Annotated in this window: 15 protein-coding genes; 8 read left to right on the plus strand and 7 right to left on the minus strand. The window is 33.6% G+C overall.

Features of this window, described 5'->3' with window-relative positions:
- Window positions 1-13: 13 nt before the first annotated feature.
- The 6 genes from AB3211_RS00950 to AB3211_RS00975 form a co-directional block, all read right to left on the minus strand.
- Entirely contained in the window at window positions 14-586 is a 573-nt protein-coding gene (locus AB3211_RS00950; RefSeq protein ID WP_367364367.1) for an OmpH family outer membrane protein, read from the minus strand.
- Between the two features lie 895 nt (window positions 587-1,481).
- Complete coding sequence (locus AB3211_RS00955) at window positions 1,482-2,228, minus strand: hypothetical protein (RefSeq protein ID WP_367364368.1); 747 nt, start codon at window positions 2,226-2,228, stop codon at window positions 1,482-1,484.
- Window positions 2,229-2,292: 64 nt separating this feature from the next.
- On the minus strand, window positions 2,293-3,369 hold the full coding sequence (murG, locus tag AB3211_RS00960) for an undecaprenyldiphospho-muramoylpentapeptide beta-N-acetylglucosaminyltransferase (protein WP_367364369.1): 1,077 nt from the start codon (window positions 3,367-3,369) through the stop codon (window positions 2,293-2,295).
- Window positions 3,366-4,526 (minus strand): putative lipid II flippase FtsW, encoded by a 1,161-nt coding sequence (ftsW, locus tag AB3211_RS00965; RefSeq protein WP_367364370.1) that lies wholly within the window; start codon window positions 4,524-4,526, stop codon window positions 3,366-3,368. The genes murG and ftsW overlap by 4 nt, the downstream gene beginning before the upstream one ends.
- Window positions 4,504-5,904 carry a UDP-N-acetylmuramoyl-L-alanine--D-glutamate ligase gene (gene murD / locus AB3211_RS00970; protein WP_367364371.1) on the minus strand — a complete coding sequence of 467 codons (1,401 nt, stop codon included), beginning with the start codon at window positions 5,902-5,904 and terminating at the stop codon, window positions 4,504-4,506. The genes ftsW and murD overlap by 23 nt, the downstream gene beginning before the upstream one ends.
- A 188-nt stretch (window positions 5,905-6,092) precedes the next feature.
- Window positions 6,093-7,433 (minus strand): M23 family metallopeptidase, encoded by a 1,341-nt coding sequence (locus AB3211_RS00975; protein ID WP_367364782.1) that lies wholly within the window; start codon window positions 7,431-7,433, stop codon window positions 6,093-6,095.
- A gap of 512 nt (window positions 7,434-7,945) precedes the next feature.
- On the opposite strand from AB3211_RS00975, the gene AB3211_RS00980 reads away from it, so the two are divergent.
- The 8 genes from AB3211_RS00980 to AB3211_RS01015 all read left to right on the plus strand — a co-directional run bounded on the left by AB3211_RS00980 (window position 7,946) and on the right by AB3211_RS01015 (window position 13,939).
- Window positions 7,946-8,449 carry a DUF2155 domain-containing protein gene (locus AB3211_RS00980; protein ID WP_410521596.1) on the plus strand — a complete coding sequence of 168 codons (504 nt, stop codon included), beginning with the start codon at window positions 7,946-7,948 and terminating at the stop codon, window positions 8,447-8,449.
- Window positions 8,450-8,462: 13 nt separating this feature from the next.
- A complete protein-coding gene (locus AB3211_RS00985) occupies window positions 8,463-9,890 on the plus strand; it encodes an O-antigen ligase family protein (protein ID WP_367364372.1) in 1,428 nt (475 codons plus the stop codon).
- Window positions 9,890-10,264: an NADH-quinone oxidoreductase subunit A gene (locus tag AB3211_RS00990; RefSeq protein WP_341747807.1), complete on the plus strand. Its 375-nt coding sequence runs from the start codon at window positions 9,890-9,892 to the stop codon at window positions 10,262-10,264. The genes AB3211_RS00985 and AB3211_RS00990 overlap by 1 nt, the downstream gene beginning before the upstream one ends.
- A 4-nt stretch (window positions 10,265-10,268) precedes the next feature.
- Window positions 10,269-10,814, plus strand: coding sequence for a NuoB/complex I 20 kDa subunit family protein (locus tag AB3211_RS00995; protein WP_341758486.1), 546 nt, complete (start codon window positions 10,269-10,271; stop codon window positions 10,812-10,814).
- 7 nt (window positions 10,815-10,821) lie between these two features.
- Entirely contained in the window at window positions 10,822-11,418 is a 597-nt protein-coding gene (locus AB3211_RS01000; RefSeq protein ID WP_410521597.1) for an NADH-quinone oxidoreductase subunit C, read from the plus strand.
- A gap of 250 nt (window positions 11,419-11,668) precedes the next feature.
- A complete protein-coding gene (locus AB3211_RS01005) occupies window positions 11,669-12,106 on the plus strand; it encodes a transposase (protein ID WP_367364149.1) in 438 nt (145 codons plus the stop codon).
- A gap of 65 nt (window positions 12,107-12,171) precedes the next feature.
- Window positions 12,172-12,645: a hypothetical protein gene (locus AB3211_RS01010; RefSeq protein ID WP_367364360.1), complete on the plus strand. Its 474-nt coding sequence runs from the start codon at window positions 12,172-12,174 to the stop codon at window positions 12,643-12,645.
- A gap of 70 nt (window positions 12,646-12,715) precedes the next feature.
- Entirely contained in the window at window positions 12,716-13,939 is a 1,224-nt protein-coding gene (locus AB3211_RS01015; RefSeq protein WP_367364373.1) for an IS256 family transposase, read from the plus strand.
- A 566-nt stretch (window positions 13,940-14,505) separates the two neighbouring features.
- Here AB3211_RS01015 and AB3211_RS01020 read toward each other — a convergent pair.
- Complete coding sequence (locus AB3211_RS01020) at window positions 14,506-16,899, minus strand: WH2 domain-containing protein (RefSeq protein ID WP_367364374.1); 2,394 nt, start codon at window positions 16,897-16,899, stop codon at window positions 14,506-14,508.
- Window positions 16,900-17,263 lie beyond the last annotated feature (364 nt).

The raw sequence follows: 17,263 nt of genomic DNA on the forward strand, positions 1-17,263 counted from the left end.
CCTCTATAACAAATTATTCGTATTTAATTGTAACATGTTTTAGTTTATTATTTAGTTCTGCTATTACTTCTTGCGTAATATTCAGACTATTTTTAGCAAATAAAATTTGAGTATTAGGTATAACTAGATCAAGATTATACTTTTCTGCTAAAGCACTTATAATCTTTGTTATTGCTTCTTGTACTTTCCCTATGCCCTCAGCATGGGCTTGCTCAAGACGTACTTTCCTATCTCGTATTTCTTTTTGTGCTATATTTATTTTATTTTCAAAAAGACTAAATTCTTGTTCAAAAGCTGATTCACTTAAAGAGTTACGTTTTCCCATTAATAGATTCTCTATTTCTTTTAGTTCTCCATCCTTCTTTGATAGATCTTGTCGAATTTTTTCGCTTATTTGGTCTACCGATTTTCTTATAGACTGGATTGCTATAGAATGTTCTAGAATAGAGTGTATATCTACAATAGCAATCTTTGTCGCAAATCTATTTTCAATATTTGTATTAGAAGCATAAATAATTGAATAGCTGTTAATTATTAAACAAAATATTATTGTTAACCAGCTATAATATTTTTTATTTTCTTTCATGCCATCTCCACGAGGACTGATGTCTCTTCTAAATTCTTCAATTTTTTGCAGTATATACCAAAAATTTCTTCCACTAATATGTTTTTACAAGAATAATATCTTTTTTTGCTATTTAATTCAATTTGAATAACTAAGCTGAGTTCAATATAAGACATCGGTTTAATAGCCTAGGGTGTTTCCCTGCCTCTCCTTTTATGTCACCCCTACTCGCCATTATGTCATCCCAGCGAAAGCTGGTATCTAATAATGTTTAATTGTCTTTTACTCGATAATCAAGTTTTTATTGAGTTATATAATTCATGGCAGTTTAAAAGTCATGAAAAGAACTCGAGAAGATGTCATTCCTGCGTAGGCGGGAATGACATCCACAACTGTCGAAAGTTAGAAGAGGAAGGGGTTTTAGAAGTCATAATGACAGTTTAAAAGTTGTGGGCTTATAACCGCTGTCATTGCGAGAAGGCGTAAGCCGACGAAGCAATCCACTTATGGTTACTTTTTTGGATTGCTTCGTCGACCTACGGCCTGCCTCGCAATGACGTTACCCTATTTAAAACCCCTTCCTCTTCTAACTTTCGACAGTTATGGAATGACATCCCTGGGTAGTAACTACAACTGTAGTATTAGCGTAGTTAATAATGGGAATATATAAGTTAAGTCAAAAAACTCTAAGAACGTTCCGATAGAAAGTAACCCGACAGCTTCTTTTTGTTCTCTAGTAAGGTGGGTCTGGGTATATATAACCCTGCCATTTGCTTGGATAAATTTACTCATACCTTCAACTATTCCTACTTATTTTAGCTAAGTTCGATGTAACAAGTTAATACTAGGTTCAGTATCATCCCTGATGTCACCCCTGCGAAAGTAGCGGTATCTAAAAAATATCCTAAAGGGTTGTTTATATTGCACGAGGCGGTAACTGGAATTTCTCTTGTTCATTAACAATAGTACTATTCACTCTATTATTAGTGTCGTTTTTACCAACTTTCCCATTAGGGTCATTTACCTTTACATCATCATAATCTTCACTAAGAAATTTTCTTTTCATTTCTGATTTATTGAGTACACTCTTAGTTTTATTAGTTTCTAGCTTTTTAATTGTTTTATGACTATCTGTTTCTATTGGTAACATATCAGCACTTTGTGTTTTAGCATTTTTTCCCGCAGGACAACTATACTTTTCTAAATCTTTTTTAGTTTCATGCAGCATAGCTTTAATTTGCTCTAGCTCTTTGTGCAACTTACTGTTTGCCTCATCACTATTCCGCTTTTTCACCCTATCACTTGCCAAGTTCAATGAAGGATAATCTTTGTCTTGATTTAACTTCTGCCTTCTTTTACGATCTGCATCCTGTTTTACCATCTTAAGATACATCTGACGATTTCTTAAAGTTGGATTGATTGTTTCCGTATCATCTTCACTAAGTAAATCTTCATCATCGTCATCAAAATTTCCTTCCATGACGTTCCTTTTTGCCGTTGATATATACTTCTTATTATAAAGAGGCGGACGCTTACCACCTTCAAAACCTTTGGTATCTATAATTTTATTATTAGCAGATTTTTTAAAATATCCTCTAAAACCATCAGTACAACCTGAAAGTAGGAACAATCCCAAAACTGTAATAATAATTTTCTTTAACATAACCTAATCCGATAATTTTCTATTAATATTAATTAATGACACAAAATTATTAAAACTGCAAGAATCAGCTTATTATTTCTTCTACTGCGTCAGCTAAAGTCTTACTACCATCATTTTTCCTTTTTAATAACTCATTAGATGTTTTTTTTAATATATCACGATTTTTTACTAGCACTAAGAGTTTATTGGCTAATTTTTCTGCTGTGATTGTACTTTGTTCAAAACACCACCCTGCCCCACTATCTTCTAGAGCCTTGGCATTATAGAATTGATGGTTTTCGCTAGCTGAAGGTAGTGGAATAAAAATCGCCGGCAATCCCACATAGCAAAGCTCAGAAATAGTCGACGCCCCAGCTCTTGATATTACTAATTCTTGATTGGCATATTGCTGATCCATATCATAAAAAAAATCTGCCAACTTATATGGAATTTTCAACTGAGCATAAATTTTAGCAATATTATCATGATCTTCTAGGGAAGCTTGTTGGGTAATATGCAGTTTAATATCAGGATTTGATTGCGCTAATATCTGAATAGCTTCAGGCACTAAAGTAGAGAAAATCTTTGCTCCTTGACTTCCTCCAAAAATAAATATTCGGAAAATATCATTATTAAAATTTTCCCTAACTTTCAGGTTTTTAACATTCTCCCGTACTATATTTCCTATAACCAATTTCTTATTCTTATCAAGAATATTATAATTTTTAGTTTCATCATATGTAAGAGCAACTTTTCTAGCATATTTTAAGAAAAATCTATTAGCTTTACCAATAAAGCAATTTTGTTCATAAATTATGATAGGAATACGTAAAAATACTGCAGCGAGCAATGGAGGAAAAGTCGGATAGCCACCAAACCCAATTATAGCATATGGTTTAATCTTCACTAATAGCAATAACATCTTAAAAGTTATAATTAATAAAGAAATCAATAATTTAAACTTATTAAATAAACCTTTAGGTGGCAATCTAAAATTTATTATATGTGGTATAAGCTTTAAATCTTCAGTTAAATATTTTTGGCATCTAACATCGGTGATAAGATACGACTCATACCCACGCTCCATTAATTCTTCACCTAAAGCAATAGCGGGGAACAAATGACCAGCCGTACCACCACCAACAACAATTATATTCTTCATATGTCAATATCTTGAATTTTATATTTACTAAGAGAGGTTTTATGTTTGGTAAAACCAAGCAGCATCCCCGTAGCAATGGCTATGGCAAGAGTTGAAGAACCACCATAACTAATAAAGGGTAACGTCATACCTTTGGTTGGCAATAAATTCAAGGTTACACCAATATTAACGATTGCTTGTAACCCTATTTGGGAAATAATACCACTTGCTGCTAATTGAATAAATTTATCTTCTTCATTAATAAGTTTAAGTAAACTACGAATAACTATAAAAGCAAATATCCCTACAATGATTAAACAAATAATTGCCCCAAATTCTTCACCAGCAACAGCAAAGATAAAATCAGTATGCGAATCCGGCAATACTTGTTTTACCGCCCCTTCACCAGGACCACGACCGTATAAACCTCCATGCTCAAACGCCCTGATTGACTTACCAACTTGGTAATTACTACTACTATCAGGATCCAAGAAACTATTAATCCTTTTTGTTACATGAGGAAGCCAAAAGTAAGCTGCTGTAACCCCAAATACCAACATAAAAGCAGCAAGTATAATCCAAAATATCGGCATACCAGCAATAAAAAGTTGAATACCAAAAACAGCAGTAACCATCACTAACATACCAAAATCTGGCTGGATAATTAATAATAAAGCAACTATACTATAAAGACTTATGCAAATAGAAAAACTTGGAAATTCACCTTCAAATTTCAGCGATAATATCCAGCCTGCCACCACTGCAAAAAATGGTTTTACAAATTCTGAAGGTTGCATAGAGAGACCTAGAATATTAATCCAACGAGTAGCCCCCTTAACCTCATAACCATAAAATCTAACTAAAATTAATAATAATATACTACCAATAAATCCTAGAATTGAGAATCTCTTTAACCATTTTTTTGAGAAAAAAGAAAAAAAAATGATTAGTAACAAAGCACTAGCAAGGTAGAATAATTGTCTAGATGCAAAATAATACTCATTAAGTCCAATTCTATTTGCTACTGCTGATCCTGATGTGGTAACCAACATCATACTAAACACAAATAGGATTACTAAAGCAATAATCATTTGCTGGTCAATACTACGCCACCACCATTTTATATAGTTGTTAGACAATTCATTATTATTATCTTTAGCCATGATTAATAATAGCATTATATAATTTAATAAATAATTCTCCGCGTTCCTCAAAATTTTTAAATTGATCGTAGGAAGCACAAGCTGGGGCTAGCAGAATATTCTTTATACCCCCCGTATCCTCTATTGCATCTCTAAAGGCAGAATTAAAAGCCTCCGTTAAATCTTGACAAATTTGGTAATCTACCTTGCCATTAAGAAATGATGCAAAAAGATCTTTGTCTTGACCAAAAAGATAAGCCTTACGAATTTTATAAAACCATGGCTCTAGCTCTGTTATCCCTCCTTCTTTTGCTATCCCCCCAGCTAACCAATATATATTATCAAGCGATGAGATGGATTTAGAGGCAGCCATGCTATTGGTAGCTTTGCTATCGTTATAAAAATTTATATTCGTAGGAACATTTAAATATAGCTTTTGTACTGTACCAACATATTGCATTCTATGTGGTAACCCCTTAAATAGCCCGATAGCGGCAATTATTTGTTCTGGTCTTGCCCCTATAACTCGACAAGCTGCATAACTAGCGGCAATATTCTCTTGATTATGCATACCTTGTAGATAGTTATTATTATGGAGATTAATAGTAATCGGTTCAAAAATATTGTCATAAATAATATTATTACAAATTGATATTCCTTTATTAAGAATTTCATAAATAGAGATTGGTACTACATTTGTTCTATTTTCCTTTTGTAATTCTAGAAAAATATTCTTGGTAATTTCATTATCAACACTAATTATAGCAAATGAATCTTTATCCATTCGATTAAATATCTTTTTTTTAGCCGCAATATAGCCTTGCATATTATTATGTCGGTCTAAATGATCTTTCGTGATATTAAGAAGCACCACAATTTTGGCTTTAAAACTGTTTAATAAATCTAATTGGAATGAGGATAGCTCCAATACATATCCTTTACTATCTAACCTCATAGCCAAAACAGGAAAACCAATATTTCCTCCAACTTGATAATCAAAACCACAAAATTGTAAAATATGGCCGGTTAAAGCAGTGGTAGTACTCTTACCATTAGTACCAGTTATGCCAATGAAATTAGCTGCCTCAAGCTCTCTTAACCTAACTTCCTCAAATAACAGATCTATATCTGAAGTTATCGGTATATTATGGGAATTAGCCATTGTAACAATGTCATGAGACAAAGGAATACCTGGACTCAGTAGAATCTTATCAAGATTTTGCCACTGCAGATCAGATAAGCTAACAAGACTATCACTCCCATAGATTTTGGTAAAAGCATCCCGACTGCTACTTGCTTGATCATAGCAAATTACTTTAGCTACTTTATTCAGTACTTCCCAAGCAGCTATACCAGTCTTACCTAAACCAACTATACCTATATTCTTATGTTTTTGCGAAAGAAATGATGACATAATTTTTAGGATCACCTTGTTTTACTTATGTTTACTATACGTCTATAAAACGTCATTGCGAGGAGACCATAAGGTCGACGAAGCAATTGTATGACAGTTTCATGGATTGCCACGCTCACGTATGTTCGCTCGCAATGACATATACGTCTATAAATAAGAAACGAGAACTATATTAACTCCTTAAAATTTCAAAAGAATTTTGTTGCTGAATTTTCAGCAATCTCTGACTTATTATCAAGCTCACTACTTAAAGACTTTACATTACTTTTAAATTGTTTAAATTTTGCTAATTGCTTGCCAGCAAGTTCTATACCTGGACTAGATTTAACGTGCATAGGGTTTATGTTCTTACCACCTATTTTAACCTCATAATGTAAATGTGGCCCCGTAGTTCTACCAGTACTACCAACATACGCAATAACTTGACCTTGTTTAACTATACTTCCTGGCTTAAGATTTTTAGCAAAATTAGAAGCATGAGCATAAGCAGTTGATAGATTTTGACTATGTTTGATCTGTATAAATTTTCCATAGCCAGATTTCCATCCTATTTCAGTTATCACCCCATTACCTGCAGCATAAATCGGCGTACCAGTTGGAGCAGCAAAATCAACACCTTTGTGCATTTTGGTATAGCCTAAAGTAGGATGATGTCTATTACCATAATGAGAAGAAATTCTAACTAATTTAACAGGGGTTCTAAGCAAACTTCTTTTTACACTTTTACCATCTTCAGAAAAGAAATCATGATTATTGGGTGTATTGTCTAGAGAATACCGGAAAATATTATATTCTTTACCTGACAAATTAAGCGATACATATAAAACCTTACCATGATGAGAAAATTTACCTTCCTTGGTAACAAATTTTTCGGTTATAACAGTTACCGTATCACCACTTTTAATTTGACGTTGAAAATCAATCTGATAACTATACGAGTTAATCAGCTCAATTATACTATTACTTGATAATCCCAACGATTTTAAGGCCGACATAAAACTTGAATTAATAACCACAGAAGATTTAGTTATTAATTTATTTAGAACTTTGGTCACATCTTTCGCATAAAAACTTTCCTCTTCTCTAATAATTTCTAAAGATTTAACATTATCATACGCTATGGTTATTTTATTCAATATACGTGACTCAGAAGCAAGATCTTCATCGTCTTGTTCAGTAATTTTTATTTCATAATCAAAAACAAGTTGCTGTCCTATCTTCAGGGAAGATTCAATATTCTTGTCTTTTACTAGTTTTATGATTTGGTTTATTTCATTATTTGGAATTTGTTGCCGTAAAAGTATTGCCTTTAATGTATCACCTTTTTTGACTGTTATAACTTGAGAGATTTCATTTGATAGTTCTTCTGAAGATTCAAGCTCTGGCTCTGCTATAGTAATTGACATAGTATCACTAACGAACTTATTGATCGATAAAGATACAAAAGTAGCAAACCCCATAAAAAGGAATATAGAAAAGTACGAGAAAATGACCCTAAATTTAGACTTAATCTGCGGGTTTGTTAATATAAGGCAGATAATAGCTTGCATTAATGCTCACTTAAGTGATATTGATTTATGAAAAAATAACTAACTAACCAAAAATTTATTTAAATATTTTTAGTTTTTATTTGATCTTTTATGTAGTGATCCTACCAATATGGAGTATAGAGAAATAAATTACAATAAAAATATTACTAAAGTTTTACTTATTTTAAACTAACCTCAAGTATTGATGTAAGACATCGGTTTAATAGCCTAGGGTGTCATCCCTGCGAAGGCAGGTATCTTAAAAATGCTCAACTGTCCCATTAGGCTATTTCTTTAGCCCCCTGCTTTCGCAGGGGTGACATCACCCCTAATGGCGATGATTACTTGAGCCTACTATTAATTTATTACATCAATACTTGAGGTTAAACTACTAGCGATGAATCACACTACCACAAAATTTTATATATACAATTTTGCTACATGCTAGTATAATTCAGCATAGTCCAAATTATAACTTAAAGAATTGTTATTTTCGCATGTTGCAGAAATTGATGAAGCACCTTATATTTGCCAATATAATGGGGTTTTTATGCATTCTTTCTTCTTATGGACAAGCTGAAGATACTGCTCAAAATATGGAATTCCTTGATACTACAGATGAAAGTAATGAATTAGAAAAAGATAATAATTTTACTGAGCATGTTGCTGATTCTAATAATTTGCTAAATATACAAAATAGTGTTGAACATTCAGAATTAAAAACTTGCAGTCTTGGTAAGATTATTGCTTTAAATAAAATCACAGCAACATCAAAGGAGCTGGTATTAAAGCCTAATGAACCACAATATTTTGGTAATATTCAAATTAAACTTCATAAATGTATTAAAAATCTTGATCCTTATAATGAAGATAATTACATGCTATTAACCATTACAGAGCATAAAATTGATGAGGATGCTATGTTAATTTTCCAAGGATGGCTTATCTCGTCAAGTATTTCAGTCTCCACCTTTGAACATCCTATTTATGAAATCTTTGCTAAAAATTGTTTATAGGATATTTTAAGTAATGATATACTCAAATGATTTGAAGAATGGGGACAATAAACAAGGGGAGAGTGAGCGGAACGTACATTTAGTACGTGAGTACACGAATGCCCCGCAAGTATTTGCAAAAACCAATTATTTAAAGCAGAAGAGTATACAATCCATGATCTGCCTATTAGTTATGTTATTCCCAGTAGTTGGATTGATTTCTGGTTTTTCTGCTGCAGTAACAGTTCCTATGTTGTTATTAACTATATTAATTGCTTTGCGAGATAAAATCTTTATTCATTTGAAATACGCTACTATTAAAGAAACTTTGTTATCCAATTGGAAACTGGAATTACTATTTTGTCTTTGGTGTCTTATAACAAATTTTTATTCACCTAATTACCCCTCCTCTTTATTTAACTATCTACAGGTTTGTTTAATTGTTCTAATAGGGTTTATCGTAAATAGCAATATTGACAAATTATCCATAAATGTAACTAAAATAAAAATATACTTTATTATAGGAATAACAGCAGCAATTGCTCTGTTTTTTATAGAATACGCATCTCACGGTATTATAACAAGGGCTTTCCGTACTGTTTTTCAGCCAAAATCTTCATGTCAATTCTTTTTATTCATTCTTGACCGTGGATGTTCTTTATTATCAGTTCTTTCATGGGTAGCTATAGCTATAATTATATCATATCATAGATATTTATTAGCACTAATATATTACCTGATAATTTTTTATTTGCTCTATATCTCAGATAGCCTTGCAAGCTCTTTAGCATTTACCGTAGCTGGATTAGTATTTTTAACAAATAGGCTGTTAGTAACCAAATCACTGCAATCTGTTTTTTTGAAATTATTTACCCTTGCTATGATATCTGGTTCAATATTGATGCCGATAATTGCATATAAAATACAACCACATTATGCCTCAGATCACTATGCCAAATTTCTACCAGACTCTGCTAAGCACCGTGTATTTATTTGGCACTTTGTTGCCGAACAAATTATCAAGAAACCAATTTTGGGTCATGGATTTGCTTCATCAAGAAATTTTAAAATTGATGAGAAACAAATGATTAGCTATAACCAGTGGACGTGGTCCCCCCTTCCTCTACACCCACATGATAATATAATGCAAATTTTATTGGAAACGGGCTTAATAGGTTTGATACTATTTTTATCTTTAATTTACAAATATATTCAAAAAATTAGTAATATATCCTTAGTGCAGTCTTCTAAAAGTGGTAAGATAAATCGAACGAAGGAGGATAACAAAATAGCTATAGATGTATTAAATTACAAGTCAGTTGCCTATGCTTGCTTTATAAATTATTATATAATAGGTATGATTTCATTTAACATTTGGCAAATATGGTGGGTTTGTAGCTCTTTTGGAGCGATGATTTTGTTTAAGTTACTTCTTTCAAAATCACAGGAGTATAATTATTAATGTTGGAAACATCTAATATTTTACAGGAATACTTGCCTATAGCTGTGTTTTTTGGTATAGCATCAGTTTTGTCGTTGGTAATAGTTACATTGCCAAGGCTTTTAGCTCCTCAAAAATATAATAAGGCTAAGTTGGATAGTTATGAATGCGGATTTGAACCTTTTGGTGATGCTAGAAGCAAATTTGATGTACGTTTTTATTTAGTAGCTATTTTATTTATTATTTTTGATCTAGAAATAACTTTTTTGGTGCCATGGGCTATTACGCTTGGACAAATTGGTAAATTTGGTTTCTTCTCAATGATGTTTTTCTTATTGGTACTTACCATCGGTTTTGTATATGAATGGAAAAAAGGAGCTTTAGACTGGGAGTAATGACATGCAAGCAAAGATAGATCTATATGAATACGATCAAGATAAGCTCCTTGAAGAAGAAATTTCAAACCGAGGATTCCTTATAACTAAACTCGATGATTTGATAGGCTGGGCTAGATCTAATTCACTTTGGCCTATGAGTTTTGGTCTTGCATGTTGTGCAGTAGAAATGATGCAAGCTGCTTCTAGCCGCTATGATATGGATCGTTTTGGCATGTTGTTTAGACCAAGTCCACGTCAATCTGATTTAATGATAGTTGCAGGGACATTAACAAATAAGATGGCTCCAGCTCTTAGAAAAGTTTATGACCAAATGACTGAACCTAAGTGGGTTCTATCAATGGGAAGCTGTGCCAATGGTGGTGGTTATTATCACTATTCATACTCAGTAGTACGCGGCTGTGATCAGATTGTTCCAGTAGACGTATACGTGCCAGGCTGCCCTCCAACTGCTGAAGCTTTGATTTATGGTTTAATGCAGTTACAAAAGAAGATTAGAAGAACTACTAGATTTAGAGAAGGTGAAAATATGACTTTTAAATTACCTTAGGCAACAAATGAAAAATATCATTGACGACTTAATAAAAAATCAGGAGCTTGAGATAACTGCTTTGCCTGTAAATGATTTGAATACACATTTTATTAGCTATAAAGCTGGTATAGAAAGTTTGCTACCATTTTTATCGGCAATTAAGGAATCTGAGGATTTGCGTTTTACTGTGCTAACAGATATATTTGCTGCTGATTTCCTAAACCGTTTGAAACGGTTTGAAATAGTATATAATTTACTGAGTCTTAAATTAAATAAACGTATATTAGTAAAAATTGAGGCTGGAGAACATGACATAATCCCCTCAGTTAGCAAAATATTTAGTGCTGCTTGCTGGTATGAACGCGAAGCATATGATATGTTTGGAGTAATTTTTGGCGGTAGTCATGATAATCGTCGTATTCTAACAGATTATGATTTTGTCGGTCATCCTCTCAGAAAAGACTTCCCATTAACGGGTTACGTGCAGGTTAAATATGATGAGACTCTTGCAAAAGTAGTATATGAGCCAGTGAAACTCGACCAACCATATAGAGAATTTGATTTTTCATCAAGTTGGCAAGGACCAAGTTATGTATTACCTGGAGATGAAAAGGCAAAGTAAAACAACCAGGGTAATTAGAGAGTAGACGTAAGCGTTACCACTTACGCCCCTCATTAGAACCTCATCGTGCGGTTTTCCCGCAATGGGCTCAAGATAAATTCCTTCACCTGATTATTTTAATCTAGCTATCTAGTCTCCCCGTCAGAAGTCTAGAGATATAATATCTAATATGTTTAGCGAGTAAAAAAATATAGAGAATCCATAAGAAAATGCTATAATATGGGCATAAACCTTATGGATTAGTTGATTTATGCCGATGGAAAATATAGAGAAATCACAAAGACAAGGACAACTTTTTGGTTATAAATTGACCGAGGAATTAAACCCTAATAATAAGTTATATAAATTAAGATCGTTAATAAATTGGTCTAGTTTAGAGGAGTGGTTGTTGGCGAATGTTGATATCAAGAAATTTGGTAGGAATCGCAGATGTCACCGTCTGTTACTTGGAGTGACTATGCTGCAAGCGATGTATAACCTGTCAGATGCAGCTTCTGAGGAAGAGCTAAGAGAGAACGTATATTGGCAGTATTTTTGTGGTTGGGAATATTTGCAGAAAGATGCTGAGATATCAGAATCTAGTATCCGGCGGTTTCGTGCTATATTAGAAGAAGATGGCTATAATGAGATATTAAAGGAGCTGATAAGAATCGGCTGCAAAGCTGGTGTAGTAAAAAAAAAGACTTAGCATCGATAATCATTGATACTACTGTACAAATTAAGAATATTAAGTATCCACATGATGTATATTTGATGGATAAGGCAAGAATAGAGCTAGTAAAGTTATGTCATGCCTTAGGCATCAAGTTAAATGAAACATATGCCAAGCAATATAAAAAAGACATATTAAAATTATGGAAATATAAAGATAATAGTAAAGCCAAAAAGCGTAAGAAAATAATGAAGCATTTAAAAGTGTTGTTGGGTCGTTTAGTTAGGATATGTCAGCGAGAAATAGCTAAAGCAAAATTAAGTTTATCGGCAAACCAACAAGAAATACTAAATAAGATAAAGAAGATACAGGTGCAATCTATACTGAGTAAAGCAGAAAAAGAACAATATAAAGAAGATAATAAAATATTATATAGTTTTCATGCCCCGGAGGTAGAGTGTATTGGTAAAGGGAAATTAAACAAGCCATACGAGTTTGGGAGAACATTCGCTGAACTGTGTCAGTATAGAATATCATACTTTAAAATTCAACCTATCAGGGAAGAAAATATCTAGGCTCTGTCCAAAAAACTGTGTAAATTTCGAAATAGGTTATATATAAAAGTATAACAAAAAAGGAAATTACATGAATAAAAAAACTAATGAATCAATAAAGCAAGCAGTAGATTTATTAATAGATAATGATACAGATGTAAGTACAATACTGAAAGAAGGAGGTTTATTAAAAGAATTGACCAAACGTTTAATAGAGAAGGCACTGCAGTCAGAAATGAATAATCATCTAGGCTATGATAAATACAGTCGTGCAGATAATGATAATGCTCGTAATGGTATAACTAGCAAAAAACTGATCTCCGAACATGGAGCTGTAGAAATAGAAGTACCAAGGGATAGGCATAATACCTTTGAACCCGCAATACTACCAAAACGCCAGAAACGTTTTGATGGTTTTGACGATAAAGTACTATCATTATATGCTAAAGGCATGAGTATATCTGATATTAAGATTCAGTTACAGGAGTTATACAGTGTTGAAATAAGTGAAGGCTTAATCAGCCAAATTACTGATGATGTAATGGATGAGGTTAAAGCTTGGCAGAGTCGACCATTAGAAGAGATATATCCGATAGTATTTTTTGATTGTTTAGTAGTAAAAGTCAGGCAAGATAAAAGGATAATCAATAAGGCAGTATATGTTGCATTAGGAATTGATTTATCTGGTAAAAAAGATATATTGGGATTATGGATCAGTGAAAATGAAGGGGCAAAATTTTGGCTCGGTAATTTTACCGAAATGAAAAATAGAGGGCTAAAAGATATACTGATTGCCTGTAGCGATAATCTTACTGATATGTCTGAGGCAATAGAAGCAGTTTATCCAAAAACAGAACATCAATTGTGTATTGTACATCAGATTAGAAATAGTTTAAAATATGTGTCGTATAAAGATAGGAAGCAACTGTCTAGCGATTTAAAGCCGATATATACTGCAGTAACGGAAGAACAAGCCCATTTAGCTTTAGTATCTTTTGAAGAAAAATGGAATAAACAATATCCACAAATTGCCAAATCATGGTATAATAATTGGGACAATCTAATGATTTTTCTAGGGTATCCTGAGTCAATTAGAAAGGTAATTTATACAACTAATTCAGTTGAATCTGTCAATAGTCAATTGCGTAAAGTAACAAATAATAAGCGGGTTTTTCCTAATGATAATGCTGTTTTTAAAAGTTTATATTTGACAATTGACTATATGACCAAAAAATGGACTATGCCCATTCCAAACTGGAATGAAGCTATGGCTCATTTGATGGTTAAATTTGAGGATAGGCTTAACAAAATTTAATGACCTATTTTTTCGAATTTACACAGTTTTTTGGACAGAGCCTCGTTAACAAATCATCATGTCAAAGTTTCCGAAAGATTAGCTTTTTATAGCAAAAAATTTACTCCAAAAATCAAACCCCCAAATTTTATGCAAAAATTTTTTGTTAAGGTTTTAATTGTTTGATTTATTCTTAATTCTTAGCATTTCTGACGGGGAGACTAACTACGCTATTTAGCACTACAGTTGTAGTACTAATGTCAAAACGATGTCATCCCAGCGAAAGCTGGGATCTAAAACTATTAACATAACCTGAATTCAATGTAACTTGTTACATCGAACTTTCGTGTTATATATAGAAACAATCAGGTTTGAAGCGGTTCTACACCTGATTGTTAAAATATAACAAAGCCAGTTCGATATAAGAATTATTAATTCTTATATCGAACTGAGGTTAACATACCTTCTATGCTATTTTTTTAGATCCCGCATCGAAGTAGGGGTGACATCACCCCTAATGGTGATGATTACTTGAGCTTACTATTTATCCCTACGCCTTCGATGTCATCCCAAATTCGCATAAATCGCTATACTGTCCTAGATCCAGTCCCTTTTTTGATACTAACTGGGTTGGGGGATGGAGGAGGAGGGAGGGTTTTGTATCCATCTTTTGGGGTTATGGTAAGATTTTCTCCAATAGCTTTTGCTGCTGACTGTAACTTTGGAGGGTATGGTTCTTTTGTCACATCAACGTTAGCAACAGGATTAGACGGTAATTTAGCCGATTCTCCTCTATCAAGATTTTCCTTAATCTTCTCTAGCTGCTTGATGACGTTTTTTTGCATTTTTTCCCTTTCCTCATTATAATCATCATCAAACTCATCAAACTCCACCTGAATAAGTTTAACTAACCCATCAACATTTTTAACACCAGCCTGTTCCTCAAGCTTCTTGCGAGTAGATGCATCAATCTTATTCTCTGTAATAAGTTTCACAAGATCAGCATGTTCATGTTCAGGTTCATCATCATCATCATCATAAAGTTTCTGACGCCTCTCTGCCATAGCCTTCTCAAAGATATCCCCCATTGGGCTAGAAGATCGAGTAGGTGGTGTTTTTTGTTTGTTCTCTAGTTCTTCTAGTGCTTTATTTCCCCCTGATTCAGATATCTTTTCTTTCCTAAGCTTTGCCTTCAGTACCATTTCAGTTAAGAAGTTTGCCTTTCCTTCCCCTTGCGTTGCTACTGTTGCTTTGTCATGATCATAACCTGACGGCGAAGGCGGTGCTGGATGGGCTGTTGTGGGTGCTTTTTTAAGTTGCATCCCCGTCCTAATGTCAGCTAATAAGTTTGTCCTTGCATCATTTGTTCCTTTCGGCATTGCTGCTGGCTTCTGATCTTGACCTGCCGTAGGTTCTACAGCTGGTGGAGGAGGTGGAGGTGGAGGAGGTGGCACACTTCCCGTTGTTTGCTGAGTAGCTTGTGGCAATGGAGGAGGTGGAGGTATATTAGCTGTAGGTGGCAACGGTGGTGGTGCTGGTATATCTCTTCCCACTGCTTGCTGAACATCTTGGTTCTGCAACGGCACAGAATGTGTAGGAGGCAGTGGTGCTGGACGCAGTTGATCCGGCAATGGAGGAGCTGGAGGTATAGCAGGTCCTGCTTCTTGCTGCACCTCTTGATTCTGCAACGGTGGCTGTGGTGCTTTATATTTAAGAGATTTAGGTGTCTGTTTAGCTTCCTCTCCATGCTGAATATTTTGTGAATCCTGCAATGATATAGGGGGAAGGGATGAAGATGAAAGAGATCTTGTTCTAGTGTTTTCTGCTGCTTGATGAATAGTTGGGTTCGGCATCGACGTAGTACGCATAAGTGGTGGAGCTGTAGGTATAGCACTTTCCGCTACTTGCTGAACAGCTTGGTTCTGCAATGATGCATATGGAGGTCGTGGTGGTGCTTGGCGTGTAGGTATTATTCGGTCAGGCATTGATGATGATATGGCTTGAGATTGAGCCAAATCTTGGCTTGTAGACAATGGCTGTGAAGCAACAGAAGCTGCTGCAAAAGTGGACTCAAGCTTACTACTTAAGTCTTTTGCTGCTGTTAACTGCTCAGGTGACAGTTTCCTTTTTGTCAGCTTCTCTAATTCTTTATGTAACTTATTTGTTCTAGCTATTGTTGAATCCTCTATGTTTTTACCAGTGATCTCTAATCCCTGATCAACCCTTTTTAATATTTCATTATTGTGGGTTATGTTGTCTTTTAAAATTTGTTCTGGAGTATTTACGAAAACATGCTTGATCTTTACAACAATTTGCTTAAGTTTTTTTATTAGCAAATTTGATGGTAATTCTTCCCGTAATTCTGCTAATTCTTTCTTTATGGAAAGAAGTTCTTTAACATTATCATTAGCCTTTACCAACTTAACTAGGTCTTGTTGTAGGTGTGACAGTCTTATTCTTTCTTGGTATAGTGCCTTCGCTTCATCAGCATTATAAACTTGTGGTACAATTTGGCTAAATTTTTCAGCAGATATATCCAACTTTACTAAGGATTCTCTTAATCGGGTTACCCGTTGTAGTTGTTCTTCTGATAGTTCTTTGGTTATGATCTTATTAAATTCTTCTTGTAACTCTGTATCTATAATTCTCTGTAAAGATAAGTTTTTTTTACCTACATCTCTTAATGTATTGTCAACATGTTTGAGTACAACTCTGTTGGTTCTTCTCTTTTCTTCAGCAATTTCCTCATCATTTTTTATAAAAAGATATTTTACTTGTGGAATTATATGTATAAGTCTTTTAAACCAAGGTAAAGAGGGGGCTTCTTTCTTTAAATTTTCCACTTTTTGTTGTAGATGTCTACTATTGTCTAGTTGTTTATTAGCCTCTAAAAGATTATCTACAGAATTTATTATACCCCGTAATGTATCTTTTTCCTGTGATAACACGCTTTCTATTTGTTGATCTTTATCTTTCGACATGCAAATACCTCCTTATATAACTTAAACTATCATTTGTGTTATACTCGATAATCAAGTTTTTATTAAGTTATATAATTCATGGCAGTTTGAAAATCATGAAAAGAAGTTGAGAAGATGTCATTCCCGCGTAGGTAGATGAATCTAAAAAATAGCCTAAAAGACTATTTAAACTTTTTTAGATCCCAGCCTACGCTGGGATGACATAAACTGCCATGAATTGTAGCCTTCAGAAAAAAACTTGATTATCGAGTTATAAACACATTTGGTATTGTAAGCAGCTTTAAAGCTGCTTGTCAAATTAATACTTGAATTTTTTAGCATTTAGTACTATCATCTATGCTTTAAAAGCTCTTGGGAGAAAAAG

It is taken from the genome of Candidatus Tisiphia endosymbiont of Nedyus quadrimaculatus (assembly GCF_964059235.1).
In the GTDB taxonomy this organism is placed as follows: Bacteria; Pseudomonadota; Alphaproteobacteria; order Rickettsiales; family Rickettsiaceae; genus Tisiphia.